Genomic DNA, 25,327 nt, shown 5'->3' with positions numbered 1-25,327 from the left:
TCACACAATGCCAGTGGCGTAGAAAGTGCCGATCACCACAAAAACCGCCAGGGTCTTGATCAGCGTAATACAGAAAATGTCTTTGTAGGCCTCGCGGTGGGTCAGGCCGGTGACCGCCAGCAAGGTGATCACCGCGCCATTGTGCGGCAAGGTGTCCATGCCGCCGCTGGCCATCGCGGCCACCCGGTGCAATACCTCCAGCGGGATGTTGGCGGCGTGGGCCGCAGCGATGAAGTCATTGGCCATGGCCGCCAGCGCGATGCTCATGCCGCCCGATGCGGAACCGGTGATGCCGGCCAGCAAGGTCACGGTCACGGCTTCGTTGACCAGCGGATTAGGGATGCTTTTGAGCCAGTCAGCCAGCACCAGGAAACCTGGCAATGAAGCGATGACCGCGCCGAAACCGTATTCCGACGCGGTGTTCATCGCTGCCAGCAACGACCCGCTGACCGCGCTGCGACTGCCCTCGGCCAATTTGCCGCGAATCGCCTGGAAGCCGAACACCAGCACCATGATGATGCCGACCAGTAACGCCGCTTGAACTGCCCAGATTGCGGTCAGTTTGGCGATGTCGGTGGTCACCGGCGTGGCCATGCCCGGCAGCGCGAGGCTGTGGGTCTTGCCGTACCACTGCGGAATCCACTGGGTGAACAGCAGGTTCATGATGCCCACGGCCAGCAGCGGCGACAGCGCGATCCACGGATTTGGCAACTTGATGTCGGCCGCGGTTTCCGGCTCGTTGCGCAGCTCGGTGCCATAGCCTTCGCCGGCAGCTTGAGCCTTGTTGCGTTGGCGCTGAAGAAACAGCATGCCGGCGCAGAACACGAAAATCGCCCCGATCACCCCCAGCCATGGCGCCGCCCAGGCGGTGGTGTTGAAGAAGGTGCTGGGGATGATGTTCTGGATCTGCGGGGTGCCGGGCAGGGCGTCCATGGTGAACGAGAATGCGCCCAAGGCGATGGTCGCCGGGATCAGGCGCTTGGGAATATTGCTCTGGCGAAACATTTCAGCGGCAAACGGGTAGACCGCAAACACCACGACGAACAACGACACGCCGCCGTAAGTGAGCAGGGCGCAGACCAGCACGATCACCAACATCGCCTGGCGAGTGCCGAGCAAGCGAATGGCGGCCGCGACGATGGAGCGCGAGAAGCCCGACAACTCGATCAGCTTGCCGAACACGGCACCGAGCAGGAACACCGGGAAATACAATTTGATGAAGCCGACCATTTTTTCCATGAACACCCCAGTGAAGGCGGGAGCGACGGCGGAAGGGTCGGTTAGCAGAACGGCGCCGAGGGCGGCGATTGGGGCGAAGAGGATAACGCTGTAGCCACGGTAAGCAGCGAGCATCAACAGCGCTAGGGCTGCCAAGGCAATGATCACACTCATGGTGTGTCTCCTGGATTGTTATTTTTGTAGGGTGGATCTTTTGTGGGAGAGGGCTTTAGCGAGATTCGTGCCAGACACGCAAGCTGTTGAAATATAAGGATATACATGGATTGTTTGAGTTGGATTTTAGTTGTGTGTCTCTAGTTTGAGACTTCTGTGGGTCATGTCGTCCTCATCGCGAGCAAGCTCGCTCCCACAGGTTGACCGCGCCGTTCGGAAGAATGCGGTCGAATGTGGGAGCGAGCTTGCTCGCGATGCTCTGTCTACAAATGGAGATTTATGTCTTGTTATAGAGACTCGGCAATCCCCAATGCCACCATCTTCTTATACAAAGTAGACCGTCCCAGCCCCAGCCGCGCCGCCGCTTCAATCACCTTCCCCCCGCATTGCGCGAGGGTGGCTTCAATCAGCTGCCGGTCAAACCGCTCCCGGGCTTCACTGAAGGTCTCGTGCGCCACCGGCTCCATCGTCAACGGCGTCGCACGCGTCACCGGCGTAAACGTGCCAATCGCCGCACGGATGTCTCCGGCGTTCAACACCAGGTCATCGCTGAGCAATGCCGCGCGTTCCAGCACATTACGCAGTTCGCGAATGTTCCCCGGCCAGGCGTGTTGCCCCAGCAGTTCCAGCGCCTCGGGGTTCAACTCATGCTGGCTGCGCAACTCCTCAAGAATCGCTTCGCTGAGTGCGGGCAAATCGTCGAGACGATCTCGCAGCGGCGGTACGTTGATGGGCAGCACGTTGAGTCGGTAATACAGGTCGGCACGGAACTCGCCGCGCTTGATGGCCGCTTCCAGATCCGTAGAGGTGGCGGCGATGACGCGCACATCGCTCTGGATCACTTCATTGGAGCCAACCGGCTCGAACTCTTTTTCCTGCAGCACGCGCAGCAGCTTGCTTTGCAGCGGCAGTGGCATGTCACCGATTTCATCGAGGAACAGCGTGCCGCCCTGAGCGATCTGCAACTTGCCGGCCCGGCCCTTGCGATCCGCGCCGGTAAATGCGCCCGGCGCGGTGCCGAAAAACTCGGCTTCCAGCAACGACTCGGGAATCGCCGCGCTGTTGATGCTGACAAACGCTTTGTGCGCCCGGGGTGACGCACCGTGGATCGCCTGGGCCAGCAGCTCCTTGCCGGTGCCGGTTTCGCCGAGCAACAACACCGGTGACTCGGCGCTGGCACTGCGGCGGGCGCGGCGTTTGACTTCCAGGCTGGCGGCGCTGGTGCCGATGAAATGGGCGAAGTTGTATTTGGTCTGCCGCGCGCGCAGCAGCGAGCGGGTCGAGGCCAGTTCTTCCTGCATGCTCAGGTAGCGCTTGAGCATGGGCGAGAGGCTGTGCAGTTCGTCGAACAGGGCAAAACCAATCGCGCCGATCACCGCGCCGGCATCGTCATGGATCGGCAGGCGCATCACCACCAGCGGTTCCTTGGGGGTGTCCTGCATGTCCAGCAAGATCGGTTGCCCGGTGCTCACCACCTTGCGCAGCAAACTGCCGGGGATCACGCTTTCGCAGGCCTTGCCAATCGCTACCTCGGCCGACTCCAGGCCAAAACGCCGGGCGTAACGCTCGTTCATCCAGACGATGTTGGCGTCACGATCGACAATCACCGTGCCTTCGCTGGACTGCTCGATGATCTCGAACAACGAACGGATCGCCAGCAAGCGAACGCGTTGATAATCCTTGAGGCTTTCGGTGGTGTTCATGGCGCAGATCCTGATTGTGTGTTGCTTGTACGGGGCTCTTCGCGGGCAAGCCCGCTCCCACATTGGATTGCGGTCAACTGTGGGAGCGAGCCTGCTCGCGATCGGCGCGACGCGGTCCTGTGGTTTAGCGCTGATGCGCCGCCGCCAACAGCTCTTTGGTGTACGGGTGCTGCGGCGAATCGAATACGTCATGGCTGGCACCGCTTTCCACCACTTTGCCGTCCTTGATCACGATCATGTCGTGGGCCAGGGCGCGTACCACCGCCAGGTCATGACTGATGAACAGGTAGGTCAGGCCGTGGCGTTCCTGAAGCTGGCGGAGCAGGGCGACCACTTGTTTTTGTACCGTGCGATCCAGCGCAGAAGTCGGCTCGTCGAGCAATATCAGCGCCGGTTTCAGCACCAGGGCCCGGGCGATGGCGATACGTTGGCGTTGGCCGCCGGAAAATTCGTGCGGGTAACGATGGCGGCTTTGCGGGTCCAGGCCCACTTCCTCCAGTGCACGAATCACCTCGGCCTTGCACTCGCCAGGCGTCAACTGACTGTGGACTTCCAGCCCTTCGCTGATGATCTGCGCCACCGACATTCGCGGGCTAAGGCTGCCATACGGATCCTGGAACACCACCTGCATCTTCTTGCGCCAAGGCCGCAGCTGCTTTTGCGTCAGGCCGTCCAGCGCTTCGCCTTGAAAGCGAATGCTGCCTTCGGAGTCGAGCAAGCGCAGGATCGCCTGGCCCAGCGTCGACTTGCCCGAGCCGGACTCGCCGACGATGCCCAGGGTTTTACCGCGCTGAATATTGAGGCTGATGCCGTCCACTGCCTTGAGGTACGTCTTGCGCTGGAACAGCCCGCCGCCGAGGGCGAACTGCACGCGTAGATCGTCCACTTCCAGCACGTTTTCGCGCTCGTCACGGGGCAGGGCTTCGCCTTCCGGCTCGGCGTTGAGCAGCACGCAGCTATAAGGATGTTTGGGTTCGGTAAACAGAGTCTCGCAGGGGGCCTGCTCGACGATCTCGCCGGCCTTCATCACGCACACCCGCTGGGCGATGCTGCGCACCAGATTGAGGTCGTGGCTGATCAGCAACAACGACATGCCTAGCCGCTGCTGCAGGGACTTGAGCAGGATCAGGATCTTGCGCTGTACCGTCACGTCGAGCGCGGTGGTGGGTTCGTCGGCGATCAGCAGTTCCGGCTCGCAGGCCAGCGCCATGGCGATCATCACGCGTTGACGCTGACCGCCGGACAGTTGATGAGGGTAGGCCTTGAGCCGCTCTTTGGGATTCTGGATGCCTACCAGGTGCAGCAGCTCGAGAATTCGTGCCTGGGCAGGTTTGCCGACCAGGCCCTTGTGCAACAGCAGGGTTTCGCCGATCTGCTTCTCGATGCTGTGCAACGGATTGAGCGAGGTCATCGGCTCTTGAAAGATCATCGCGATGCGGTTGCCGCGTAACTCACGCAACACCTTGGCCGGCGCTCCGAGCAGTTCCCTGCCGCGATAGCGGATGCTGCCGGTGGTTTCGGTACCGGTCTCGGGCAGCAATTGCAGAATCGAATGCGCCGTCACCGACTTGCCGGAGCCCGACTCGCCCACCAGCGCCAGGCACTCACCGGGGCGAATGTCCAGGCTCAGGTTGCGCACCACCGTCTGGCCGCTGAAGGCCACGCTGAGGTCACGGATTTCGATCAGGTTGATACTCATAAATGGTCCGTCTCAAGATCGTGGATCAAACGCATCACGCAGCGCTTCGCCAATGAACACCAGCAAGGAAAGAATCAGCGCCAAGGTAAAAAACGCCGTCAATCCCAGCCACGGCGCCTGCAGGTTCTGCTTGCCCTGGCCAATCAACTCGCCCAGCGACGCGCTGCCGGCGGGCATGCCGAAACCGAGGAAATCCAGGGCCGTGAGGGTGGAAATCGCGCCGGTGAGAATGAACGGCAGGTAGCTCAACGTCGCGTTCATCGCATTGGGCAAAATGTGCCGCACGATGACTTTGCGGTCGGTGAGGCCCAGCGCACGGGCGGCCTTGACGTATTCCAGGTTGCGCCCGCGCAGGAACTCGGCGCGCACTACATCGACCAGCGCGAGCCAGGAGAACAGCGCCATGATTCCCAGCAGCCACCAGAAATTAGGCTCGACGAACCCCGACAAGATGATCAGCAAGTACAGCACCGGCAACCCGGACCAGACCTCCAGCAAACGCTGACCGATCAAATCGACCCAGCCGCCGTAGTAGCCCTGCAACGCACCGGCGGCGATGCCGATCAGTGCGCTGACAAAGGTCAGCATCAGCGCAAACAGGATCGAGACCCGCGCGCCGAAAATCACCCGGGCCATGACGTCCCGGGCCTGGTCGTCGGTGCCCAGCCAGTTGACGCTGGAAGGCGGGCTCGGCGCAGGTTTGTCGAGGTCGTAGTTCGGCGTGTCGTCACTGAACGGAATCGGTGGAAACAGCATCCAGCCGCCATCCTTTTTAATCAGCTTCTGCACGTAGTCACTGCGATAGTCAGCCTGGAACGGCAATTGCCCGCCGAACTCCTGCTCGGTGTGACGCTTGAACACCGGGAAATACCATTGACCCTGGTAACTGACCACCAGCGGTTTGTCGTTGGCGATCAGTTCGCCGCCCAGGGTCAACAGGAACAAGCCGACAAACAACCACAGCGACCACCAGCCCCGGCGGTTCTTCTTGAAGCGTTCAAAGCGACGACGGCCTAACGGCGAGAGCTTGAACATCAGGCATTCCTCGCGGCGAAGTCGATACGCGGGTCGACCAGGGTGTAGCAAAGATCGCCGATGAGTTTTATCAAAAGACCGAACAGCGTGAAGATGAATAGCGAGCCGAACACCACCGGATAATCCCGCGACACGGCGGCTTCGTAACTCATGCGTCCGAGGCCGTCGAGGGAGAAAATCACCTCGATCAGCAGTGAGCCGGCAAAGAACACGCTGATGAAAGCCTGGGGAATCCCCGACACCACCAGCAACATCGCATTGCGGAACACATGGCCGTAAAGCACACGTCGTTCGCTCATGCCTTTGGCGCGGGCAGTGATGACGTATTGCCGTGTGATTTCATTGAGGAACGAGTTCTTCGTGAGGATCGTCAGTGTCGCGAAACCGCCGATCACCAGCGACGTCACGGGCAATACCAGGTGCCAGAAGTAGTCGGCGATCTTGCCCACGGTCGACAGCGAATCGAAGTTGTCCGACACCAGCCCGCGCACCGGGAACCAGTTCAGCGAAGTGCCACCGGCAAAGACCACGATCAGGAACATCGCGAACAGGAACGCCGGCATCGCGTAACCGATGATGATCGCGGTGCTGCTCCAGATGTCGAAATGACTGCCGTGGTGCACAGCCTTGCGGATGCCCAAAGGAATCGACACCAGATAGGTGATCAGCGTGGCCCAGAGCCCGAGGGAAATGGTCACGGGCATCTTTTCAAGGATCAGGTCGGTAACGGTCGCGCCACGGAAGAAGCTTTTGCCGAAGTCCAGGCGCGCGTAGCTGGTGAGCATCAGCCACAGGCGTTGCGGGGCCGGTTTGTCAAAGCCGTATTGTTTTTCGATGTCCTTGATCAGTTGCGGATCGAGGCCGCGACTGGCGCGGGAGGTGCCGGACATGGTCTCGCCGGAACCGCCGCCGACCGTCGCGCCACCGATGCCTTGCAGGTGTGCGATAGCCTGTTCCACCGGACCGCCCGGCGCCGCCTGGACGATGATGAAGTTGACCAGAAGAATGATCACCAAGGTCGGAATGATCAGCAGCAGGCGCCGCAGTATATAAGCCCACATCAATGCGGCCCTCCGGGTTTGCCACGGCTGATTTTCTCGGCGGTCATCTGCTGGTTGGTCAGCGGCGTGGTGCTGGTTTCCCACCAGGTCTCGATGGCCTCGTCATTGCTGGCTTGCTCGTCGGGCATGCCGAAACGGTTCCACCACACGGTGGAGGTGCCTGGCGGGTAATAGTTGGGAATCCAGTAGTAGTTCCATTGCAGCACCCGGTCCAGGGCGTGGGCGTAACGCAGCATCTCGGGTTGGGTGGTGGCGCGGACCAGCCCGGTGATCAGCGTATCCACCGCCGGGTTCTTCAGCACCATGTAGTTATTGGCGCCGGGGTCGTTGGCCGAAATCGATCCGAAGTAGTTGAACAGTTCGCTCCCGGGTGAAGTGGTGACCGGGTACCCGGTGACGATCATGTCGTAGTCGCGGCTCATCAGCCGGTTCACGTACTGCGAGGAGTCGATGCGGCGGATGTTCATGTCGATGCCGATCTGCTTCAACGTGCGTTTGTAAGGCAGCAGGAGTCGGTCCATGCCGTTCTGGCTGACCAGGAAGGTAAAGCTCAACGGCGTGCCGTCGGCATTGACCAACTGATCGCCATCGGGTTTCCAGCCGGCCTGTTCCAGCAGGTCCAGGGCTTGCAGTTGTTTGTCGCGAATCAAGCCGCTGCCATCGGTTTTCGGTGCTTCGAAGACCTGGGTGAAAACCTCGTCGGGGATTTGCCCACGCAACGGTTCGAGAATCGCCAGCTCGCCGGCATCCGGCAGCTTGCGGGCGGCGAGGTCGGTGTTGGAAAAGAAGCTCTGCTGGCGGATGTACATGTCGCGCATCATCTGCCGATTGCTCCACTCGAAATCCCACAGCATGGCCAGGGCCTGGCGGACGCGGCGGTCCTGGAATATCGGGTTTTGCAGGTTGAACACAAAGCCTTGGGCCGGTTGCGGCGCTTGCGTGGCCAGATGTGCCTTCTGCAGGCGACCGTCGCTCAGGGCCGGGCTGTCGTAGCCGATGGAATAACCGGTGGCGGAGAACTCGCGGTTGTAATCATAGGCGCCGCCACGCAGCACCTGGCGCGCAACGTCGGTATCGCCGAAGTACTCGATGCTGAAACGATCGAAGTTGTAGAGGCCGCGGCTGACCGGCAAGTCCTTGCCCCACCAGTCGGCGTTGCGTTCGAAGGTGATGCTGCGACCGGAGTCGACCTTGCTCACCTTATAAGGGCCACTGCCCAGCGGGGCTTCGTACCCGCCGCCATTGGCGAAGTCGCGGGTCTTCCACCAGTGTTCGGGAAACACCGGCAAGGTCGCGATGTCGAGGGGCAGGGTGCGGTTTTCGTTACTTTTGAAGTCGAACCGAACCGTCAGGGGCGATTCCACTTCGACGCCTTTGACGTCGGCGAATTGCGTGCGATAGCGCAGGCTGCCCTGGGTCATCAGCAGGTCGAAGGTATAGCGCACGTCTTCGGCGGTGATCGGCGTGCCGTCGGCGAAACGCGCTTTCGGATTCAGGTAGAAGCGCAGGTACGAGCCGTCGTCCGGGCGTTCCATCTTTTGCGCCACCAGACCGTACACGGTGTAGGGCTCGTCCAGCGAACGCTGGGCCAGCGGTGAGTAGATCAAGCCATCGATTTGCGTGACACCAATGCCCTTGTCGATGTACGGCAGGATATGGTCGAAATGGCCGATTTCGATGGCGGAACGACGCATCGTGCCGCCTTTGGGGGCTTGCGGATTGGTGTAGGCAAAATGACTGAAGTCGGCGGGATACTTCGCCGGTTCGCCGTACACGGTCAACGCATGTTGCGGTGCGGCATTCACACCGGTGGCAGCCAATAACAGGGCCACGGCAGTGAACAATAATGTGGGGAATGCCAGTCGCATTGTCAGCCTTAGAGCCGGGTGGTCGATAACCACAATTTGTACGCTACCGGCGCGTGCCTCGCCAGCCGTATCGCGTCACACAAACACAACGGCCCACCAAAAGGCGGGCCGTTGTGCGCAAAACTTCGCAGGCGTCAGTCCTGACGGCTGGTCACTTCCAGCAGGTGATAACCGAACTGGGTTTTGACCGGGCCTTGCACCACGTTGATCGGGGCGCTGAAAACCACGGTGTCGAATTCCTTGACCATCTGGCCTGGACCGAACGAACCCAGGTCACCGCCTTGACGGCTGGACGGGCACGTGGAGTTGGCTTTGGCAACTTCGGCGAAATCAGCGCCGCCCTCGATCTGGGCTTTGAGTTCGTTGCACTTGGCTTCGGAGGCAACCAGGATGTGACGGGCAGTGGCTTTGGCCATGGGAAAATACTCCTTTCAATATTCAGTAAAGTGTTGAGCCTACCGGATTCAGTGGGCTAATTCTCCCCCAAAGTTCCGCTCGGCCGTCCGGCGCCCGGTTACAGACCGGCATTTCTCAAGCGTTCGGCGTGCTGAACATACAGGGCCGCAGGATCAATGCCTTTGCGGACCAGTCCGGCCGTCTGGTTAAGGCTGTCCAGATGATCCATCGGGTAATCGGAGCGGATCACTTTCCCCAGGTGGGAGCTGTAGCGACCGACCATGCCGTCATTCTGCTCGGCTTCAGTGGTGAAATAACCGGAAAAGGCGCGCAGAAACCCGTGCAGCGGATCGAGTGCGTTAAGTCCTTCGTCGAGAATGGTGCCCTGCAGCGTGCCGCTCCAGGAGTAGTAGCGAACCCCATTAACCTGGTCGCGGCCCTTGCCGCCCCACGTCTTTGGAAGCCCTTGCGGGTATTTGTCGTTGAAAACCCCCACGCCCTCGGTGGTCAGTGAGTTGAGTGCAGCGATGGCGTTTTGCGGCATTAGATGATTGCCGCTGAGCAACGAGAGAAAATCTGCGAACAACGTGGCAACCGTGGCCGCGACATGCTCCGGCAGGCGGCCGGGCGTTAGCGCCTTGCGCAGGAAGTCGGCCAGTTCCGAGCCGTGGTTCGGCCCGCTGACGGAGGTTACCGAAGCGATAACCTCGGGTGCGACTGCTGCCGCGTAACGGGCAGCGAGTGCGCCCTGGCTGTGGCCGATAAGGTTGACCTGGCTGGCACCGGTGCCTTCCAGCACCCGTTCGATCTGTGCCAACAGTTGGTCACCACGGGCCTCATTGCTATGGGTAGCCGAGAGGTGAGGGATAAAGACTCTTGCACCGGCACTTCTAAGGGCCTGCTTGACGCCGTGAAAGAGTTCGACATTGCCGATGCGATCGAAGCCGAAGAGTCCGTGGATCAGCAGGATCGGGTACTGAGTGGTTGCATTCCGTAGCATGTTCATTCCTTTTTCTCGGTGTTCAGAAGGGTGGCTTAGAGGGGTGGCTCAGGCGGGTGGATATGGGCTCACTCTAAAGCACACTGGCAGCTCTGCGATGTATGAAGAGTCCGCTGTAACCTGATGAAAAAGTTATAGAAAGTGTAGGAAAACTCGAAATACCCTGAGGTCCTGTTCGGAATATCTGGACATCTTTATGCACCAGGCGAGGCACATCGCAGCAACGGCCTACTTCCCGTAGGTCATTTGCCGGTCAGAGGATTCGCTTTTCAGATGCCAGCCCTCTGTCGAGGGCTGGTTGCATGGGAAGGGCTATGCCGGGAGTTGGACGCTGTCCCCAGCCCGGAGCCGGTCGGCGGCTTGGCGCAGTAATTGTTCAGTCGTGTCCCAGCCGAGGCAGCCATCGGTGACCGAAACCCCGTAACGCAGCGTCGGGCTCAAGGGCTGGCAGCCTTCGAACAGATGACTCTCGATCATCATGCCTATCAGCGACTGGTCGCCTTGCAGGCGTTGCTCCAGCACGTCGTTGAACACGGCAGGCTGACGAGCCGGGTCTTTGCCGCTGTTGGCATGGCTGCAGTCGACCATGATCCGCGCCGGGATCTTGAGTCGGGTCAAGTCACTGCGTATCTGCGCAACGTTGTCGCGATCGTAGTTCGGCCCGCGATGACCACCGCGCAACACCAGGTGGGTGTCGGGATTGCCTGGGGTTTGAACAATCGCAGGGTGCCCCTGGCTGTCGACACCGAAATGACGATGCGGGTGGGCGGCCGAACGCATGGCGTCGCTGGCAACCGTGACGCCGCCATCGGTGCCGTTCTTGAAGCCGACCGGCATGCCGAGGCCGCTGGCCATTTCCCGGTGGATCTGCGATTCGGTCGTGCGGGCGCCGATAGCGACCCAGCTCAGCAGGTCGTCGAAGTAGCCAGCCGCCATCGGTTGCAGCAACTCGGTAGCAACCGGCAAGCCGAGTTGAAGCATTTCGCGCATCAGTTCGCGGGACAAGGTCAGGCCACCGGCCATGTCGTCACTGCCATCCAGATGCGGGTCGTAGGCCAGGCCTTTCCAGCCGACCGTGGTGCGGGGCTTTTCGACATAGGCGCGCATCACCAGCAGCATTTGATCGCTGACGTCGGCGGCGAGACGGGCAAGATTGGCCGCGTATTCGAGCGCAGAGTGCGGATCGTGAATCGAGCAGGGACCGACGATGATCAGCAAACGGGAGTCTTCACCGTTGAGAATCGCGCGAACAGCCTGGCGGTGCGCGGCGACTTGCTGGGTCAATGCGTGGGTAAGGGGCAGTTGCTGTTTGAGTTGCAATGAGCTGGGCAGGCGCAGGGTCAGCGCTTCATTGGCAGGGCTCAAGGTGGACAGCGGCAGAGCAGAGACGGACGAGTTCATATTCAGGCTTCCTGGACGGGCGGCGGGTTCGTTCCCGCGCGCTCGGCCCTACTGGGGTGTTCGACAATTAGCCGGATTGGCTGCGTGTGTGTGCTTGCCACCTGTGGGTGACCGATCGGAGGCGGCAGGCTGTCCCGAGCGGAGGCTGGTAAATCGCCAGGCGGTAAAACTGTCGTGACGGTAATAAGTGGCGTAGTTCATTTTCTGAATCCTCAAGGTGTCTGGTGTGTTGCTGAAAGTAATGGGGCTGAAAAAACAAAACCCCCGGTCGGGAGGCCGACCGGGGGTTGAGAATTCTCTGGTGGCGACCCGTTTAAAGTGGGCGCCGTGTGGGTATCAGGCGCGCCAGTGGCTAAACCAATACCCAAAATAAAAGCTGACCGGAGCACAAACGTCGTTCACCCGGGCAGCCGCAGCCGCAGCCGAGCGCGGGGCGCTGGCGGTACGAAGCGGTGAGAGGGCGTTGAACATGGTCTGTCTCCGATGGATGCGCCGAGCTTACTAGAGGCCGGTGCGCGGTTTCAATCAGAAAATGCTATCGATTGCTGACGGCATTTTCTATCGCTTGAGTGCGTCAGGGTTTATGACACACTTTGCCTTCAGCCCAACTTGCAGCGTTTCCAGGACGAACCATGACGACACTGACCATTGCCGCCGCCCAGTCCATCTCCATTGCCGGCGACCTCGCCGCCAATATTGCCTGGCATCAACGCTTCATGCAGGTGGCGGCGGAGCAGGGCATCCAGTTGCTGGTCTTTCCTGAATTGTCGCTGACCGGATACGAGCGTGGACTGGCAGCGCAATTGGCGATTGCACCCGATGCCGAGGTGCTGCAACCGCTGCGCGATTTCGCGAGGGAAGTCGGTGTGACGAGTGTGGTCGGAATGCCGATTCGCCTGTCGGACGATTCACCGGTATTGATCGGTGCGTTGGTCCTCGGCGCCGATGGTTCGCTCGGGGTCTACAGCAAGCAGCATCTGCATCCGGGCGAAGAGGTGGCGTTTGCGCCGGGAACGGGCGGTTCGACGTTGACGATCGGTGCTGACACGGTCGCGCTGGCGGTATGCGCCGATTTTTCTCACGCCAGCCATGCCGCGGCAGCGGCGGAACAAGGCGCCAACTTATATGCCGCAGGCGTACTGATCACCGAAAATGGCTACGCGCCGGACAGCGCCATGCTGCAAGGTTATGCGAGCGCCCATTCGATGGCCGTGCTCATGGCAAACCACGCTGGTGCGACCGGTGGATGGGACTCGGCAGGGCGCAGTGCCATCTGGGCGCAGGACGGTTCGCTGATTGCAGCGGCGCCAGGCACCGGGAACCTGCTGGTGGTCGCCCGACGCGACGCTGCGGGCTGGGAAGGGCATATCGTCCCGGTTGCGCAAGCGTGACGGGGTTCCAGTTGCGTCCGGCAACCTCCGGGGATCTGGCATTCGCGCGTGGCCTGACCTGTCGCAACATGCTGCGTTATTACATTCAGAATGATTTGCTCTGGCTGGACGAGGCGTTCGATGTGGCTTGGGCCGGGCGCGAGAACTGGTTGATCGTCCGTGACGATGTCCTGCTGGGCTATGTGAGCCTGAGTCGTGATGCCAAAGCCCTGTATATCCGCGAATTGCACGTGCTCGAAGCGTTTCAGGGGCAGGGAGGCGGTTCCTGGGCGATCGATCAGGTATTCGCCATGGCAAGCAAGGAACGGCGTCCTGCATTACGTCTGACAGTTTTTGAAACGAATCCGGCCAAAGCGCTTTACGAACGAAAAGGGCTGAGGGTGGTCGGTCAGGACGAGTGTTTCCTGAGAATGCAGCGCGATGTCGATGACCTTCATCGCTGAAACGCACTTGTGACAAGCCTTTCAAGATGTATTGAAACTTTTTATATGACGCTTGCCGCTAGGTCTGCCAGTTGCTTTTTGCTAAGGTGTCCGGCAACCCAATAAGACCATATCGCGAGGTGTCTGCTTGATTAGGGTGCTAGTAGTCGATGACCATGATCTCGTTCGTACAGGCATTACACGAATGCTGGCTGACATCGATGGCCTGCAAGTAGTCGGCCAGGCTGAGTCCGGGGAAGAATCCCTGCTCAAGGCGCGTGAGTTGAAACCCGATGTGGTGCTGATGGACGTCAAGATGCCCGGGATCGGCGGTCTTGAAGCCACGCGCAAATTATTGCGCAGCCACCCGGACATCAAAGTCGTAGCAGTCACCGTGTGCGAGGAAGATCCGTTTCCTACGCGCCTGTTGCAGGCGGGTGCCGCCGGTTACCTGACCAAAGGCGCAGGTTTGCCGGAAATGGTCCAGGCGATCCGCCTGGTGTTCGCCGGCCAACGCTATATCAGCCCGCAGATTGCCCAGCAATTGGCGATCAAATCCTTTCAGCCGACTAACGATTCGCCATTCGATGCATTGTCGGAGCGCGAAATCCAGATCGCATTGATGATTGTCGGCTGCCAGAAAGTACAGATCATTTCCGACAAGCTCTGCCTGTCGCCAAAAACGGTCAATACTTATCGTTACCGCATCTTTGAAAAGCTTTCGATCAGCAGTGATGTCGAGCTGACGCTGTTGGCGGTTCGTCACGGAATGGTCGATGCCAGCCTCTGAAAATGACTGAAGTCTTCGATCCCAGCGCCTTTCTGTCGACGGTCAGTGGGCGTCCCGGCGTCTATCGCATGTTCGACAGCGATGCGCGCCTGCTGTATGTCGGCAAGGCCAAGAACCTTAAGAATCGCCTGTCGAGCTACTTTCGAAAGTCCGGTCTTGCGCCCAAGACGGCGGCGCTGGTCGCCCGTATCGCTCAGGTCGAAACGACCATTACGGCCAACGAAACCGAGGCGTTGCTGCTTGAGCAGACGCTGATCAAGGAGTGGCGTCCGCCGTACAACATCCTGCTGCGCGACGACAAATCGTATCCTTACGTTTTTCTTTCGGATGGCCAGTTTCCTCGCTTGAGCATCCATCGCGGGGCGAAAAAGGCCAAGGGCAAGTATTTCGGTCCTTATCCCAGCGCGGGTGCGATTCGCGAAAGCCTGAGTCTGTTGCAAAAGACTTTTTTCGTTCGCCAGTGCGAAGACAGCTATTACAAGAACCGTACGCGTCCTTGTCTGCAATACCAGATCAAGCGCTGCAAGGCGCCGTGTGTCGGGCTGGTTGAGCCAGAGGTGTACGCCGAAGACGTTCGTCACTCGGTGATGTTCCTTGAAGGCCGCAGCAATGCGCTGACGGACGAGCTGTCCGCAGGCATGGAGGAAGCGGCGATCAATCTCGAATTCGAGCGCGCCGCCGAACTGCGCGATCAGATCTCCCTGCTGCGCCGGGTTCAGGATCAACAGAGCATGGAGGGCGGCACAGGCGATATCGATGTGATCGCCGCGTTCGTCAATCCGGGCGGTGCCTGTGTGCACTTGATCAGCGTGCGTGGTGGTCGAGTGCTGGGTAGCAAAAACTTTTTCCCGCAGGTCGGTATCGACGAGGACGTTTCCGAGGTCATGGCCGCGTTTCTGGGTCAGTACTTCATCACCAGTCCAGAACGCGACTTGCCGAGCGAACTGATCGTCAACGTGGTCCACGAAGATTTCCCGACGCTGATAACGGCCATCGAAGAGCTGCGCGGTCGCGAGCTGACCATCAGCCATCGAGTACGTGGCACCCGGGCGCGCTGGCAGCAATTGGCCGTCACCAATGCCGAGCAGGCGCTAAGCGCACGTCTGGCCAATCGTCAGCACGTCGCCGCGCGTTTCGATGCCTTGGCCGAAGTGTTGAACCTGGACGAGCCGCCGCAGCGTCTCGAGTGCTATGACATCAGCCACTCCAGCGGCGAAGCGACCGTGGCGTCTTGCGTGGTGTTTGGCCCCGAAGGCCCGATCAAGTCCGACTATCGTCGTTACAACATTGAAGGCGTCACCCCGGGCGATGACTATGCAGCCATGCACCAGGCTCTGACCCGGCGCTTCAGCAAACTCAAGGACGGGGAGGGCAAGCTGCCGGACATTCTGTTGGTGGACGGCGGCAAGGGCCAACTGTCCATGGCTCGCGACGTACTCAATGAGCTGGCGGTGCCTGATCTGATTCTGTTGGGCGTGGCCAAGGGCGCGACTCGCAAGGCCGGTTTCGAAACCCTGTACCTCAACGACGCAGCACACGAATTTACCTTGCGCGGCGATTCCCCCGCGCTGCATTTGATTCAGCAGATACGCGACGAAGCTCACCGTTTCGCGATTACCGGGCACCGCGCTCGCCGAGGCAAAACCCGGCGTACGTCGACGCTCGAGGGCGTTGCAGGGGTCGGACCGACGCGTCGCCGCGATTTGTTGAAACATTTTGGTGGATTGCAGGAGCTGTCTCGTGCCAGCATCGAAGAGATCGCCAAAGCACCCGGAATCAGTAAAAAGCTCGCAGAGTTGATTTATGCAAATCTGCACAGCGAGTAGAATGCCACCTCACCTCGTAGCCAGTTGTGCCGATGAATATCCCTAATCTGATTACCGTTCTACGCGTCCTGCTCATCCCGATCTTCATTTTACTGTTCTACCTGCCTTATCAATGGAGCTACCTGGCCTCCGCCTCGGTCTTCGCATTCGCCGCCGCCACAGACTGGCTGGACGGTTATCTGGCGCGGCGTCTGGAGCAGAGCACGCCGTTCGGGGCGTTCCTTGATCCGGTGGCTGACAAGCTGATGGTGGCCGTTGCGCTGGTGTTGCTGGTGCAAGAGCACGGCAACCTGTGGCTTACGCTGCCAGCCGCCGTCATCATCGGTCGCGAAATTGTCGTCTCGGCGCTACGTGAGTGGATGGCCGAACTCGGCGCTCGCGCTCACGTCGCCGTGTCGAACCTGGGCAAATGGAAAACCGCCGCGCAAATGCTTGCGCTGGTGATCCTGCTGGCCAATCCATCCGACTTCTCCTTTTGGGTCTTGGTCGGTTACGCCTTGCTGTTGGTGTCTGCGGGCCTGACTTTATGGTCCATGGTCCAATACCTGCGGGCGGCCTGGCCACATCTGAAGACCGACGTGGAAAAGAAATAAAACTTTTTTGAATCAAAGGGTTGACGGGGCTTCTGGATTCTATAGAATGCGCCACACCAAGACGCGGGAATAGCTCAGTTGGTAGAGCACGACCTTGCCAAGGTCGGGGTCGCGAGTTCGAGTCTCGTTTCCCGCTCCAAGTTTGTACGCATTTGATGTTGAGCAACATGACAGCAAATGTAAGTGGCCGAGTAGCAAAATGGTTATGCAGTGGATTGCAAATCCACCTACGCCGGTTCGATTCCGACCTCGGCCTCCACTATAAATAGCCCCGTAGATCAACGATCTACGGGGTTTTTTATTGCCCTCGAGAAAGTGATGTGTTCCGCAATTTTTGGGCGGTGTTCCGCAACTGCGAACGATGGGGTACCTGTGATCAAGAGTAATGACAGGTCGCAATCGGCCAGAATTGGTCTGTCAGGATAGAAGTAGTTGAGGCAATACGTACTTTCTAATAGGCAGCTAACAATATGAAGCGTTCAGCGCGCGTTGGCTGCGAAAAACAATGCGGGTTGAGAGTTCGAATCTCTCCTTCACCGCCACATTATGAAAACGCAAACCCCTGATTTTCCTAGAGAAAGTCGGGGGTTTGTGGTTTTTGGCGTCTGGAAAATAGCCATATGGGACTGACATGGGACTGGCGCGCTATTTTGGTGCGAAAAGTAGGGGGAGTAGATCGATGGGCTCAAACGACAGCGCTTGCCCCAGGACGCTCTTCCGGGCCACCTGAACTAGGCTTTCCGCACCACTCATCAAGGACGACTGTCATGCTAGATAATTCAGACTGCAACATTGCCGCTGCAGATGCTCTGACACTACTTCTGCACAACCAACATGCCTTGGGTGCGGCGATAGAAGAGATCACTAAGTGGCTTTCAGAGAATGGCGTAGAGAGTGTTGCAGATAACGCAGTCGTGGCCATGGAAACCCTGGACACAAATGCAAAAGCGATTACCGACGCAATAATGCGACTACGGCAGGCCTAGGGACTGGCCCCTGGCGGGCAGCAATCGGCCAAAAGCTGCCGGTCGCTAGCGATTCGTATCTTCGCCGAGGATCAAATGAATTTAGGGCAGCCCGGTCTCCCCTTTCGGCATACCTTTGCTAAAAAAAGCGCTTACACTGGACCTTGATCCCTTGGGTAATCTGGAATCCGACGTGAGAATAAATTGGGCTGAGCTAATGCCTAACACTGGACTCGTAATCGTCATTGAGGACGAACCGGTGCTACGGACGTTGTTGGAGGAAACGCTGGCTGATATTGGTTTTTCACCAGCGACTTTCGACAATGCTGCCTCGGCCCTGGCCTATCTCATAAGTATCAAAGGCGATTGCACCCTGATCATCGCGGATCAGGAACTTTCAGAAGGAATCCGAGGGTCTGAATTCATCCGTCTAGCAAATGAACAATGGCCATCAACTCCTTCAATCTTCACTGGTTATCTAATCGATGAGCAAGTGATGCCGCCTTCGACATTTTATCTGCATAAGCCTTATACATTGGCTGAGTTAGAAACGGCTATCGCTACCGTTCTTAGATAGCAACTTCCACTTCTGCGCAACTGACGGTAGCTCCCACATCCGGTTCTCCACTGGCTGCTTTCAAAAGTAGCCATTCAGCCGCTCTCCCCGCAGCGCTGAAACGATCTAATTGGGCTGGTTTGGGCTGCGACTGGCAAGATGCTTCCTGCCTTCGCCAACGGATGAGGCCAATGGGCTATGGAGCGCCCAATGCATTCGCTTGCGTGCCTCGCGCTCTCGCTCAATGGCAGCGTCCCACCGCTCCCCGAAGGCCCTCCCGGCTCTAACGAGAGCCATAACGTCCGCAGTCGCAGCATCCAGCTCCGTACGAGCCAGAGCCAATTCTGCTTTGAATTTTTCAATAGTCATCTCTACTCTCGGGAGCTGTACTTAAAGGCTCCTAAGCAAAACTTGTGCGTCTGACTGCCATTTCACTACGTAACTCACCTATCAGCGCCGCTATCGCTCGGCTGGACGTCAGCTTCTCTGTTGTGACAGCAGTGACCAACAATTCAACCTGTCCGGACGATGGATCGAACACTTTGATCATCAACGATCCATCCGGATTTACCGTGCAAGTGCAGGACAACGGAAGAAAGCCGCATTCGATGATATGGCGCAGCTCAAGCGTCGAGATCATGACTTATGTCCTCCAGTTCCATTGTATTGATCTACCGTAAATGAATTTTAGCCAGCCTTCGGCCATGCTTCAGGGCAGAACTGGTACCAACAATAGCCTTTCGTCGATTTCCGCTATGGGTCAATTGCTGCATGTTGCGAAGGGCAGCTTAGGGTCGATAGCTGCCTTTCAAAAGTCATCTGGACCCATTACGAATAACGCCGTTTATGTTCAATAGGCCCCCACGTTTTCCGCCAGCGTGGGGGCCTTTTTTTCGCACTGCGGAAACCACGCCGCCGGGGACTGGTCTACCATTTCCTGACGGCCTGGTTGACGCCCAGGCCGTCCCACGTGAACAGGAAGGTGGCTCATGTCTTACGCCTATGAAGGATTAGCGAGCGTCGGCGTATTGGCCCTTTACCAGGGGCAACCGCCGAACCAGTTGACGACGCTGGAATTGAACGTCCGCGTGCTCCACGTCGGTCCGAAGTGTTTTCGCTTAGAGTTTGACCACTACCTGCACGGTCCCAAGAAGGCCAATGCGGTCCAGGTGGTATTGCCCGACGGGCTGGTGCTGCAAGGTCCGATTGTCGACGGCAGCAACGAGCCGGCCGGCGGCTGGCTGCTGATCGATGTCGTGCAGGACGAACTGCCCCTCGAACCGCCGGCGTCCCTGCATGGCTGGAAATGGGAGTAACCATGGATGACGCCCTGGCGGCGCTGAACCTGCCGCCCGCCGTGAAGGTACAGACACGCAATCTCCTGGCGCAGGTGGCCCAGGCGCGCACCGCGGACGAACTGTTCCGCGCCAGTGACCGCGCCGAAGGCTTCGTGCTGGGGCTGGAGACGGTCAACGCGCTGAACCCGGCGAGCCTTACGGGTTTGTACGTGGCGTTCGCCGAAGCCGCCACGGCGCGCCGCCTGCAGCAGGCCCAGTGATGGGTGACGGCATCCACGAGGAGGTGTTGCGCGCCCTGGTCGAACAACAAGCGGTGCGCGAATGCTTGGTGGCCAGGATCGACGGTGGCCCCGCCTGGGGTCTGTCGATCCGTCTGGGTGGCAGCGGTGCGCGCTGGGTGCCGGTGCGCTCGCGACGTGAGCGCCTGCGCAGCTGGGCGAGCTTGACCGCCGTCGGGCGTTTTGCCGAAAGCGTGGGCCTCACGGCATTCAGTGTGGAGCTGTAGCCGGGGACAGCTTCATGGCCAGTTGCAACATGCCCACCAATAGCAGCCGTTAGACCTGCTATCACTAACGTCCATCAGAAAGGTCTCGTGCACGCGACGGATCCAAAAAACCACATAAGATTTCAGTCGAGTTTACGAACTCTTCCCAAAAACATTGAAACTGCACCGTTTCGGCTATCCTATTCCACAAACCCAGCGAATCATGGACGAATCTATGCAGCAACGAACTCTCACGCACGGCTCTGACGAGATCAGAATCAATGTTAAAGACACCTTCGAGCTTAGTTATTGGGCAAAAAAATTCGGCGTAAGTACGAGCGAGCTCAAATCCGCAGTGAAAGCGGTAGGCGATGCCCTAGCGCGGTCCATAGTCAACTCGAAAGCATAAAAAAACTCCAATGACACATTGAATCGCCCCTAGTTTCGTAGGCACATCCGACTGACCCCTTTCGGCCAAAAGCGGTCATAGGATGTCTATAAAAAGCGGGGCAATTCACTCTCCCTTAAGGCCAGCGAAAGATAAATGGCGGCTACCAGGGTGCTTCGGACATCCGCCGCGCGCGTCTCGGCTCGGAGTCCACCGTTGAACGAGTACAGCCAATTGCGTGCAAGGTCTGCAATAATGACGGCCACAGCGGCACGAGCTCGTGCCCTCATCCGGCATTCGGGTTTGGAGAACTCCATGCGTGACATTATTGACGGCTTTCTGCGCTTTCAGCGCGATGTCTACCCGCAACGCGTCGAGCTTTTCAGGCAGCTCGCGACGACACAAAATCCGAAGGCGTTATTCGTCACCTGCTCGGACAGTCGTGTTGTGCCCGAACTCCTTACACAGCGCGAACCGGGCGAACTGTTCGTGATTCGTAACGCCGGCAATATTGTGCCGTCGTATGGTCCCGAGCCTGGCGGCGTCTCGGCCACCGTCGAATATGCGGTCGCAGTGCTCGGCGTACAGGACATCGTGATTTGCGGTCACTCAGACTGCGGAGCGATGGGCGCGATTTCACGGTGCACGTGTCTGGACCATCTTCCGGCGGTCGCTAACTGGCTACGTCACGCGGACGCCGCGAAAGCGATTAACGCGGCGCATGAGTTCGACACGCCTCGCGCGAAGCTCGATGGCCTCGTGCGAGAAAACGTGATCGCGCAACTGGCGAATCTGCGTACCCACCCATCGGTGGCACTCGCGCTCGAGCAGGGGCGAATGAATCTGCACGGCTGGGTCTACGACATTGAGGCGGGTTGCATTGATGCGCTTGATGGCGCGACACGACAATTCGTTTCACTTGCTGATTCGCCGACCACCGTGGCGATCGCTGCGCGCAACGGAAGACAGATGTAATGGCGATAGGCAAGTGAGGGTGGTCGCATTACTTCCGGAACATTTTCGCGCCAGCTAAGGTCTGCGAAGTTGCATTGTCTCTATCGGACAAGTTTCGGAGAAGATCATCCGTTCGAATGCCCGCCCGACGGGACTGGCGAGCGACCGGAACTGGCCGTTTTCTGCCTTTGGCCAACGGCAAGTTTGGGTCGATTTGTCCTCGCATGGATAACCTACTGGTAGCCACCCATCGCGCCCCTTAGTTATTTTGTGGGTCGCACAATTTCACCAACACGGCGATAAACCTTTTTCGTCATCTCCTGCGTTGAGTGGCCAAGCAGGCGGCTAGCGTGACTAATGTCGTCAATTTCGCTGGCAGCTTTTGGTCGGATGTCGCGGAATTGGAACTGGCGGATCGCGGCGGCAAGCGTTGCATCACCTTCAGCGGCGGCCTTCACGGCTGCTTTTTCTCGGGCTTCATCCCAACGATTTCTCAGCATTGCGTAACTCATTCGCAGGCCCGCCTGGTTGGTGATCAGGCTTGAACTTCTGATGCCTGCCATGGCTTTGCGCTCGAGTAGGGCATCGAGGAAGGTGCTGAGCCCTGATGCGTCTGCGCCGTCGTGTAGACGGATGCGCAAGCGTTTCTCAGTCTTGCCCTGGCCTACCATCAGGAACCCGTTGTTCAAGTCGGCAGTTGATGCTTTGAGCACATCGGCGGGGCGCTGGCCGGTCAGATAGGCTAGGTCCATTGCGTCTTTCAGCTCGGGCGGTGCCTCTGTGTAAACCGCATCCCAAACGATTTTGCCTGCGTAGAAGTCGCGGGGTGTTTCTTTGTTCCTGCGTAAGCGGGTGCAAGGGTTTGCCTTTTCAGTGAGCCCCCATTCGCGGGCAAAGGTGAATATGGTCGAGAGGAGGGCGATCTCGCGGTTGGCGCGCACCTTTGCGGTTCTGGCGTCGCGATACTGGGCGATCACTTGCGGGGTGAGCGCATCTACAGGGGCTGACTCGAACGCGTTGCGTAGTTGTTTGAGGCCTTTCAAGTAGTCCTTTTGAGTACCGGGCTTCAGCCCAGGGATGACCTTTCTTTCGTAGTCGTCGAAAAACCTACCCATCAGGTGAGTAGGCTTGGGTGTGGCTTTGCGATCCAGACGTGCCCATTCGACTTTGGCTTCATCGAGGTCGCCACCGAGCGGAATTTCGACTCGGTTCCCTTCGGCGTCCCGCCCGTTGTAGTAGTAGCCCACCCAGGTACTGCCGTTCTTTCTTTTGCGGCTGCGGCGGATCATCCGTGGCGGCAGATCCCGATTTGCGGCTTTCTTTTGGCGCATCGTTAACCTACACGTGAAAGATCAAGGGACCAGGTTTCAGCTACCGCATTGGTTGCTGATGGTTTTACCCCGGCTAGCTTCAGGCGGGCGTACACGCGGCCTACAACGGGGCGTTGTGCGGCTGTGAGCACGTGTTCCCAAGCGTTGCGTTGCAGCCAGTGACGTTGGCAGGACGGAATTTTGTAGCCTGTGATAGCGGCCAACTCATCTTCTGTAAGCGTCTCACTCGACAGATGAAACGAGTTCTCTCTGTTCATGCTGCCTCCTGAGCGATGGTGGCAGCCTGTACCTGCGTATACCCCACAACAGGCTGCGCGGGCGGGCGATTCTGAGCGATTAGCGTTGCACAGGGTGTGGCTGCCTCGCGCAGCTTTTCGTGGGGTATAAGTGCCCCGGCAGTGGCACTGAGTGGGGCAATAATGCCTGCTGCTGCGCAGCAGAGACTGTTTGTTTCTGGTGCGTCGACGCCATTTGCGTTGCGGAGCAAAACGGTCGATGCTTGGGTGGTGTGCAGTTCCATCGTCATGCCGCTTTCCTCCGGTGTTTTATAGCGAGTTGGCCCGTTAGGCGCTGGTGACGCGTGAGCCGTGTTGCGATGGTGGCGAGAATCTCGGCTCATGCAGCCTCCTTGACCAGGTCCGCAAGTAGCAGAGCGTTTTTGGTGTCTTTGTTCAATTTGCGTACGGCGTCGTTGCCGATCAGCAGGGCCAGCTGCCGGTCGAACTCTTTGCGAAAGCGCATCAGCTCCTGCAGCTGGCTGGTGGCTTTGGTGCATCGCCCCTGCAGCTCGCCGGCTGCCTGGGGTGTCAGGCGCAACATTGGGATATGGCTATTCATGCTGCTTTCTCCAGAGCTTCTGGCTCCAGGAGAGCGGCGATGGCAAGCGCTTGATTTCGTAGCGCAAGGGTGTCGCGTTCGAGTTTCTTGCCTGTACGGAATGCGCTGAACGTCTCGGCAGCGATTCGCAGTTTTTCTGCGATTTCCAGCAGGGTTTGACGTTCTGTCTCTCCCAGCTTGGAAGCGTCTAAAGCGCGCGTGTAGCGTGCGTAGATTGATTCGTAATGGCCGTGCCATTGATCAGCAAGAAGTTGCAGTCCCCGAATCGATTCCGAGTTGTCTGCCTGTTGAATGGCCTTGCCTTCGTCAATGCCTTCGATACGTCCATCGATAAGGCCGCCGCGATAGCCTGCCCAATAGGTGAGTCCGACAAGTACGATCAGAACGATCAATGCGCCGATTTGTATTGCGGTCATGTGGTGTGCTCCTGGTGGTTTCGCTTGGCTGGTGGTGGCAGCCGATTGTTGGTTGTTTATTCGTTGTCAGGATCAGGTGTTATTTCACGCCTCCGGCTTGTCGTTTGACGGTCGCGGCATGTCTTCGTCTGCTTTGTAGGCGCGGATGTCGATCAAGGCGGCGACGTGCCTGATATGGGCATACCTCAATGCCTTCACGCTTTCGTCGATGGTGGTCACCGGGAGTTGAATCCGTCCGCTATTGATCGCTTCCGTGAACGTCTTTTCATTGAGGTTCTTGAAGTAGTGCACGCGCAGCTTTTCTAGGGGGATAAGCACGTCGCCGAAGAGGTGGTGCAGCATTTCGACGGTGGAGCTATCCGGTGCGGGAAGTAGTCGTAGCGGTGTTTGGTTGGCGTTATTCATGCGGTTGCTCAGCCTCCTTGCGTTTAAGTCGTGACGGGTGATTCCAGGCGTTCAGGCAGTGACGTTTGGTCAACTCCCGCAGATGGTCAGGCACTTCAAGGAGCGCGGCATTGCGCTCCTCGCGTGTTTGCATGGCGACAATCTGGCGGGCGTACTCCCTAGGCCACGTCACGATTGTCTACCGAGATTTCTGGTACGTTCAGACCCAGTTGCTCGGCGAGCCAACGAATGCCGGCTTGCTTCACCCGGGTTGACTGGCTGTATTGCATGCCGAGCTTCTCGTGATACCAGTTACCGTTTTTGACGCCCAGATACTCACGATCCCGATTCGGATAAGCCGGAAGGTTTTGCACGTTGAGCAGCGCCTTTTCTCGCATGAGGCTGATCAGCTTGGGGCGGGTGATTCCCAGGTGTTTGGCGGTTTGGGCGAGCGTGCGATCCATGGATCCTCCTTAGGCTGCATGCGCGGCGGGAGTCGCCACTGCAGCCAGGTGGTTGATGGATTCGGCTACCTTTTCGTAAATCTCAGCATCGGTACCGCACACGCTGAAGCACTTCGTGCGCGGGCGCTTCATGCCGATGCTCATGATGGTGGTGATGCCGGTGCGTGTTTGGGTTCGATGGATCGCGATATGGATGGGCTGTTCGAAACCCATGTCGAGGCTCACGGAGCCGCCGGTGCGAATTAGCTCGAATACTCGCTGTTTATGCTCGATATCAAACCGGGCGTATTCGCGGCTGGAGTGTGGAGCGTTCTGCAGGCCGGTTGTATCAGAGGTGTCGAGCGGGCCGTTTACGATCTCTTCAATGAAGTCGGCCAGCTTGAGGTGCATCTTCTTTTCGTTCGGTAGGGTTAGCGTGTGGCGCTCGCTACCCGGCTCAATGACGAAGAGGGTGTCCGATGTGCTGCGTTCAACCTTGAGGCGAAATGCTACGGCCTCGCGCTTCGGGGCCGACCTGAGTACGTGATTGAAAGTGCCGCTCAAATTGACCTGGGCGTTGAGCAGCTGCAGGGTGCGGTTGTCGAGTTTGAACTTGCTCATGCTGCCCGTCCTCCGTCGTTTGGATCGAACGGAGCTGGTGCAGTACGGGCTTGCGGCTTGGATTTGCTAGGGA

At 58.7% G+C, this 25,327-nt stretch carries 31 protein-coding genes and 2 tRNA genes; 14 read left to right on the top strand and 19 right to left on the bottom strand.

Going from position 1 to position 25,327, the window contains the following annotated elements:
- The 9 genes from HNR03_RS18470 to HNR03_RS18430 form a co-directional block, all read right to left on the bottom strand.
- Positions 1–1,392 (bottom strand): GntP family permease, encoded by a 1,392-nt coding sequence (locus tag HNR03_RS18470; protein ID WP_259155061.1) that lies wholly within the window; start codon positions 1,390–1,392, stop codon positions 1–3.
- Between the two features lie 287 nt (positions 1,393–1,679).
- Complete coding sequence (locus HNR03_RS18465) at positions 1,680–3,095, bottom strand: sigma-54-dependent Fis family transcriptional regulator (protein ID WP_259155059.1); 1,416 nt, start codon at positions 3,093–3,095, stop codon at positions 1,680–1,682.
- Between the two features lie 124 nt (positions 3,096–3,219).
- Positions 3,220–4,794 (bottom strand): ABC transporter ATP-binding protein, encoded by a 1,575-nt coding sequence (locus HNR03_RS18460; RefSeq protein ID WP_259155058.1) that lies wholly within the window; start codon positions 4,792–4,794, stop codon positions 3,220–3,222.
- A gap of 12 nt (positions 4,795–4,806) precedes the next feature.
- Positions 4,807–5,829 carry an ABC transporter permease gene (locus HNR03_RS18455; RefSeq protein WP_259155057.1) on the bottom strand — a complete coding sequence of 341 codons (1,023 nt, stop codon included), beginning with the start codon at positions 5,827–5,829 and terminating at the stop codon, positions 4,807–4,809.
- Positions 5,829–6,890 carry a microcin C ABC transporter permease YejB gene (locus tag HNR03_RS18450; RefSeq protein WP_222586451.1) on the bottom strand — a complete coding sequence of 354 codons (1,062 nt, stop codon included), beginning with the start codon at positions 6,888–6,890 and terminating at the stop codon, positions 5,829–5,831. The genes HNR03_RS18455 and HNR03_RS18450 overlap by 1 nt, the downstream gene beginning before the upstream one ends.
- Positions 6,890–8,758 (bottom strand): extracellular solute-binding protein, encoded by a 1,869-nt coding sequence (locus tag HNR03_RS18445; protein WP_259155055.1) that lies wholly within the window; start codon positions 8,756–8,758, stop codon positions 6,890–6,892. Before HNR03_RS18445 ends, HNR03_RS18450 begins: the two co-directional genes overlap by 1 nt.
- Before the next feature lie 134 nt (positions 8,759–8,892).
- Complete coding sequence (locus HNR03_RS18440; protein ID WP_008150918.1) at positions 8,893–9,174, bottom strand: peptidylprolyl isomerase; 282 nt, start codon at positions 9,172–9,174, stop codon at positions 8,893–8,895.
- Between the two features lie 98 nt (positions 9,175–9,272).
- Positions 9,273–10,154, bottom strand: coding sequence for a triacylglycerol lipase (locus tag HNR03_RS18435; protein WP_259155052.1), 882 nt, complete (start codon positions 10,152–10,154; stop codon positions 9,273–9,275).
- Positions 10,155–10,466: 312 nt separating this feature from the next.
- On the bottom strand, positions 10,467–11,555 hold the full coding sequence (locus HNR03_RS18430; RefSeq protein WP_259155050.1) for a 3-deoxy-7-phosphoheptulonate synthase: 1,089 nt from the start codon (positions 11,553–11,555) through the stop codon (positions 10,467–10,469).
- Between the two features lie 632 nt (positions 11,556–12,187).
- On the opposite strand from HNR03_RS18430, the gene HNR03_RS18425 reads away from it, so the two are divergent.
- From HNR03_RS18425 to HNR03_RS18385, 9 genes are all read left to right on the top strand, one after another.
- Positions 12,188–12,946 carry a carbon-nitrogen hydrolase family protein gene (locus HNR03_RS18425; RefSeq protein WP_259155049.1) on the top strand — a complete coding sequence of 253 codons (759 nt, stop codon included), beginning with the start codon at positions 12,188–12,190 and terminating at the stop codon, positions 12,944–12,946.
- A complete protein-coding gene (locus tag HNR03_RS18420; protein WP_259155048.1) occupies positions 12,943–13,389 on the top strand; it encodes an N-acetyltransferase in 447 nt (148 codons plus the stop codon). Before HNR03_RS18425 ends, HNR03_RS18420 begins: the two co-directional genes overlap by 4 nt.
- Before the next feature lie 127 nt (positions 13,390–13,516).
- A complete protein-coding gene (gene uvrY / locus HNR03_RS18415; protein WP_008015884.1) occupies positions 13,517–14,158 on the top strand; it encodes a UvrY/SirA/GacA family response regulator transcription factor in 642 nt (213 codons plus the stop codon).
- A 2-nt stretch (positions 14,159–14,160) separates the two neighbouring features.
- Complete coding sequence (gene uvrC / locus HNR03_RS18410) at positions 14,161–15,984, top strand: excinuclease ABC subunit UvrC (RefSeq protein ID WP_222586457.1); 1,824 nt, start codon at positions 14,161–14,163, stop codon at positions 15,982–15,984.
- A gap of 32 nt (positions 15,985–16,016) precedes the next feature.
- Positions 16,017–16,577: a CDP-diacylglycerol--glycerol-3-phosphate 3-phosphatidyltransferase gene (gene pgsA, locus HNR03_RS18405; RefSeq protein WP_090183490.1), complete on the top strand. Its 561-nt coding sequence runs from the start codon at positions 16,017–16,019 to the stop codon at positions 16,575–16,577.
- 63 nt (positions 16,578–16,640) lie between these two features.
- A tRNA-Gly gene (locus tag HNR03_RS18400) sits at positions 16,641–16,716 on the top strand.
- Between the two features lie 46 nt (positions 16,717–16,762).
- Positions 16,763–16,836 (top strand) — tRNA-Cys (locus tag HNR03_RS18395).
- 508 nt (positions 16,837–17,344) lie between these two features.
- Positions 17,345–17,563: a hypothetical protein gene (locus tag HNR03_RS18390; protein WP_259155043.1), complete on the top strand. Its 219-nt coding sequence runs from the start codon at positions 17,345–17,347 to the stop codon at positions 17,561–17,563.
- 151 nt (positions 17,564–17,714) lie between these two features.
- The gene (locus HNR03_RS18385; protein WP_259155042.1) at positions 17,715–18,119 is read left to right on the top strand and encodes a response regulator; all 405 of its coding nucleotides are present in this window, start codon (positions 17,715–17,717) and stop codon (positions 18,117–18,119) included.
- A gap of 379 nt (positions 18,120–18,498) precedes the next feature.
- On the opposite strand, the gene HNR03_RS18380 is transcribed toward HNR03_RS18385, so the two are convergent.
- Positions 18,499–18,738 carry a DUF1652 domain-containing protein gene (locus tag HNR03_RS18380; RefSeq protein ID WP_259155041.1) on the bottom strand — a complete coding sequence of 80 codons (240 nt, stop codon included), beginning with the start codon at positions 18,736–18,738 and terminating at the stop codon, positions 18,499–18,501.
- A gap of 349 nt (positions 18,739–19,087) precedes the next feature.
- On the opposite strand from HNR03_RS18380, the gene HNR03_RS18375 reads away from it, so the two are divergent.
- The 5 genes from HNR03_RS18375 (at position 19,088) to HNR03_RS18355 (ending at position 21,243) form a co-directional block, all read left to right on the top strand.
- Entirely contained in the window at positions 19,088–19,414 is a 327-nt protein-coding gene (locus HNR03_RS18375) for a hypothetical protein (RefSeq protein ID WP_259155040.1), read from the top strand.
- 2 nt (positions 19,415–19,416) lie between these two features.
- Positions 19,417–19,656, top strand: coding sequence for a hypothetical protein (locus tag HNR03_RS18370; RefSeq protein ID WP_259155039.1), 240 nt, complete (start codon positions 19,417–19,419; stop codon positions 19,654–19,656).
- The gene (locus HNR03_RS18365; RefSeq protein WP_259155038.1) at positions 19,656–19,901 is read left to right on the top strand and encodes a hypothetical protein; all 246 of its coding nucleotides are present in this window, start codon (positions 19,656–19,658) and stop codon (positions 19,899–19,901) included. The genes HNR03_RS18370 and HNR03_RS18365 overlap by 1 nt, the downstream gene beginning before the upstream one ends.
- 202 nt (positions 19,902–20,103) lie before the next feature.
- Positions 20,104–20,289: a DUF3606 domain-containing protein gene (locus HNR03_RS18360; protein WP_310504564.1), complete on the top strand. Its 186-nt coding sequence runs from the start codon at positions 20,104–20,106 to the stop codon at positions 20,287–20,289.
- Between the two features lie 294 nt (positions 20,290–20,583).
- Entirely contained in the window at positions 20,584–21,243 is a 660-nt protein-coding gene (locus HNR03_RS18355) for a carbonic anhydrase (protein ID WP_259155035.1), read from the top strand.
- Positions 21,244–21,485: 242 nt separating this feature from the next.
- Here HNR03_RS18355 and HNR03_RS18350 read toward each other — a convergent pair whose 3' ends face one another.
- The 9 genes from HNR03_RS18350 to HNR03_RS18310 all read right to left on the bottom strand — a co-directional run bounded on the left by HNR03_RS18350 (position 21,486) and on the right by HNR03_RS18310 (position 25,254).
- Positions 21,486–22,553: a tyrosine-type recombinase/integrase gene (locus tag HNR03_RS18350; protein WP_259155034.1), complete on the bottom strand. Its 1,068-nt coding sequence runs from the start codon at positions 22,551–22,553 to the stop codon at positions 21,486–21,488.
- A 2-nt stretch (positions 22,554–22,555) separates the two neighbouring features.
- Entirely contained in the window at positions 22,556–22,810 is a 255-nt protein-coding gene (locus HNR03_RS18345; protein WP_259155033.1) for a DUF4224 domain-containing protein, read from the bottom strand.
- The gene (locus tag HNR03_RS18340; RefSeq protein ID WP_259155032.1) at positions 22,807–23,079 is read right to left on the bottom strand and encodes a hypothetical protein; all 273 of its coding nucleotides are present in this window, start codon (positions 23,077–23,079) and stop codon (positions 22,807–22,809) included. The genes HNR03_RS18345 and HNR03_RS18340 overlap by 4 nt, the downstream gene beginning before the upstream one ends.
- Before the next feature lie 89 nt (positions 23,080–23,168).
- On the bottom strand, positions 23,169–23,390 hold the full coding sequence (locus HNR03_RS18335) for a hypothetical protein (protein WP_259155031.1): 222 nt from the start codon (positions 23,388–23,390) through the stop codon (positions 23,169–23,171).
- Complete coding sequence (locus HNR03_RS18330) at positions 23,387–23,806, bottom strand: hypothetical protein (protein WP_259155030.1); 420 nt, start codon at positions 23,804–23,806, stop codon at positions 23,387–23,389. The genes HNR03_RS18335 and HNR03_RS18330 overlap by 4 nt, the downstream gene beginning before the upstream one ends.
- A gap of 84 nt (positions 23,807–23,890) precedes the next feature.
- The gene (locus HNR03_RS18325; RefSeq protein WP_259155029.1) at positions 23,891–24,211 is read right to left on the bottom strand and encodes a pyocin activator PrtN family protein; all 321 of its coding nucleotides are present in this window, start codon (positions 24,209–24,211) and stop codon (positions 23,891–23,893) included.
- Entirely contained in the window at positions 24,204–24,344 is a 141-nt protein-coding gene (locus HNR03_RS18320; RefSeq protein WP_177327850.1) for a hypothetical protein, read from the bottom strand. Before HNR03_RS18320 ends, HNR03_RS18325 begins: the two co-directional genes overlap by 8 nt.
- 25 nt (positions 24,345–24,369) lie before the next feature.
- Complete coding sequence (locus tag HNR03_RS18315; RefSeq protein ID WP_259155028.1) at positions 24,370–24,654, bottom strand: phage antirepressor KilAC domain-containing protein; 285 nt, start codon at positions 24,652–24,654, stop codon at positions 24,370–24,372.
- A gap of 9 nt (positions 24,655–24,663) precedes the next feature.
- A complete protein-coding gene (locus HNR03_RS18310) occupies positions 24,664–25,254 on the bottom strand; it encodes a hypothetical protein (protein ID WP_259155027.1) in 591 nt (196 codons plus the stop codon).
- Positions 25,255–25,327 lie beyond the last annotated feature (73 nt).

Origin of the sequence: Pseudomonas sp. JAI111, from assembly GCF_024809425.1 — a bacterium.
Lineage (GTDB): Bacteria > Pseudomonadota > Gammaproteobacteria > Pseudomonadales > Pseudomonadaceae > Aquipseudomonas.
The sequence above is the reverse complement of the archived record's forward strand: the minus strand, read 5'-3'. Positions and strand labels throughout refer to the sequence as shown.

Bases quoted from the DNA above. Each gene is read 5' to 3' on its own strand.
- HNR03_RS18370 (WP_259155039.1), top strand. From the start codon at position 19,417: ATGGATGACGCCCTGGCGGCGCTGAACCTGCCGCCCGCCGTGAAGGTA.
- HNR03_RS18375 (WP_259155040.1), top strand. From the start codon at position 19,088: ATGTCTTACGCCTATGAAGGATTAGCGAGCGTCGGCGTATTGGCCCTT.
- HNR03_RS18450 (WP_222586451.1), bottom strand. From the start codon at position 6,890: ATGTGGGCTTATATACTGCGGCGCCTGCTGCTGATCATTCCGACCTTG.
- HNR03_RS18435 (WP_259155052.1), bottom strand. From the start codon at position 10,154: ATGCTACGGAATGCAACCACTCAGTACCCGATCCTGCTGATCCACGGA.
- HNR03_RS18390 (WP_259155043.1), top strand. From the start codon at position 17,345: ATGCTAGATAATTCAGACTGCAACATTGCCGCTGCAGATGCTCTGACA.
- HNR03_RS18465 (WP_259155059.1), bottom strand. From the start codon at position 3,095: ATGAACACCACCGAAAGCCTCAAGGATTATCAACGCGTTCGCTTGCTG.
- HNR03_RS18345 (WP_259155033.1), bottom strand. From the start codon at position 22,810: ATGAACAGAGAGAACTCGTTTCATCTGTCGAGTGAGACGCTTACAGAA.
- HNR03_RS18455 (WP_259155057.1), bottom strand. From the start codon at position 5,829: ATGTTCAAGCTCTCGCCGTTAGGCCGTCGTCGCTTTGAACGCTTCAAG.
- HNR03_RS18320 (WP_177327850.1), bottom strand. From the start codon at position 24,344: ATGCAAACACGCGAGGAGCGCAATGCCGCGCTCCTTGAAGTGCCTGAC.
- HNR03_RS18380 (WP_259155041.1), bottom strand. From the start codon at position 18,738: ATGATCTCGACGCTTGAGCTGCGCCATATCATCGAATGCGGCTTTCTT.
- pgsA (WP_090183490.1), top strand. From the start codon at position 16,017: ATGAATATCCCTAATCTGATTACCGTTCTACGCGTCCTGCTCATCCCG.
- HNR03_RS18310 (WP_259155027.1), bottom strand. From the start codon at position 25,254: ATGAGCAAGTTCAAACTCGACAACCGCACCCTGCAGCTGCTCAACGCC.
- HNR03_RS18440 (WP_008150918.1), bottom strand. From the start codon at position 9,174: ATGGCCAAAGCCACTGCCCGTCACATCCTGGTTGCCTCCGAAGCCAAG.
- HNR03_RS18445 (WP_259155055.1), bottom strand. From the start codon at position 8,758: ATGCGACTGGCATTCCCCACATTATTGTTCACTGCCGTGGCCCTGTTA.
- HNR03_RS18360 (WP_310504564.1), top strand. From the start codon at position 20,104: ATGGACGAATCTATGCAGCAACGAACTCTCACGCACGGCTCTGACGAG.
- HNR03_RS18330 (WP_259155030.1), bottom strand. From the start codon at position 23,806: ATGACCGCAATACAAATCGGCGCATTGATCGTTCTGATCGTACTTGTC.
- HNR03_RS18470 (WP_259155061.1), bottom strand. From the start codon at position 1,392: ATGAGTGTGATCATTGCCTTGGCAGCCCTAGCGCTGTTGATGCTCGCT.
- HNR03_RS18355 (WP_259155035.1), top strand. From the start codon at position 20,584: ATGCGTGACATTATTGACGGCTTTCTGCGCTTTCAGCGCGATGTCTAC.
- HNR03_RS18325 (WP_259155029.1), bottom strand. From the start codon at position 24,211: ATGAATAACGCCAACCAAACACCGCTACGACTACTTCCCGCACCGGAT.
- HNR03_RS18350 (WP_259155034.1), bottom strand. From the start codon at position 22,553: ATGCGCCAAAAGAAAGCCGCAAATCGGGATCTGCCGCCACGGATGATC.
- HNR03_RS18340 (WP_259155032.1), bottom strand. From the start codon at position 23,079: ATGACGATGGAACTGCACACCACCCAAGCATCGACCGTTTTGCTCCGC.
- uvrC (WP_222586457.1), top strand. From the start codon at position 14,161: ATGACTGAAGTCTTCGATCCCAGCGCCTTTCTGTCGACGGTCAGTGGG.
- HNR03_RS18315 (WP_259155028.1), bottom strand. From the start codon at position 24,654: ATGGATCGCACGCTCGCCCAAACCGCCAAACACCTGGGAATCACCCGC.
- HNR03_RS18430 (WP_259155050.1), bottom strand. From the start codon at position 11,555: ATGAACTCGTCCGTCTCTGCTCTGCCGCTGTCCACCTTGAGCCCTGCC.
- HNR03_RS18460 (WP_259155058.1), bottom strand. From the start codon at position 4,794: ATGAGTATCAACCTGATCGAAATCCGTGACCTCAGCGTGGCCTTCAGC.
- HNR03_RS18365 (WP_259155038.1), top strand. From the start codon at position 19,656: ATGGGTGACGGCATCCACGAGGAGGTGTTGCGCGCCCTGGTCGAACAA.
- HNR03_RS18335 (WP_259155031.1), bottom strand. From the start codon at position 23,390: ATGAATAGCCATATCCCAATGTTGCGCCTGACACCCCAGGCAGCCGGC.
- HNR03_RS18425 (WP_259155049.1), top strand. From the start codon at position 12,188: ATGACGACACTGACCATTGCCGCCGCCCAGTCCATCTCCATTGCCGGC.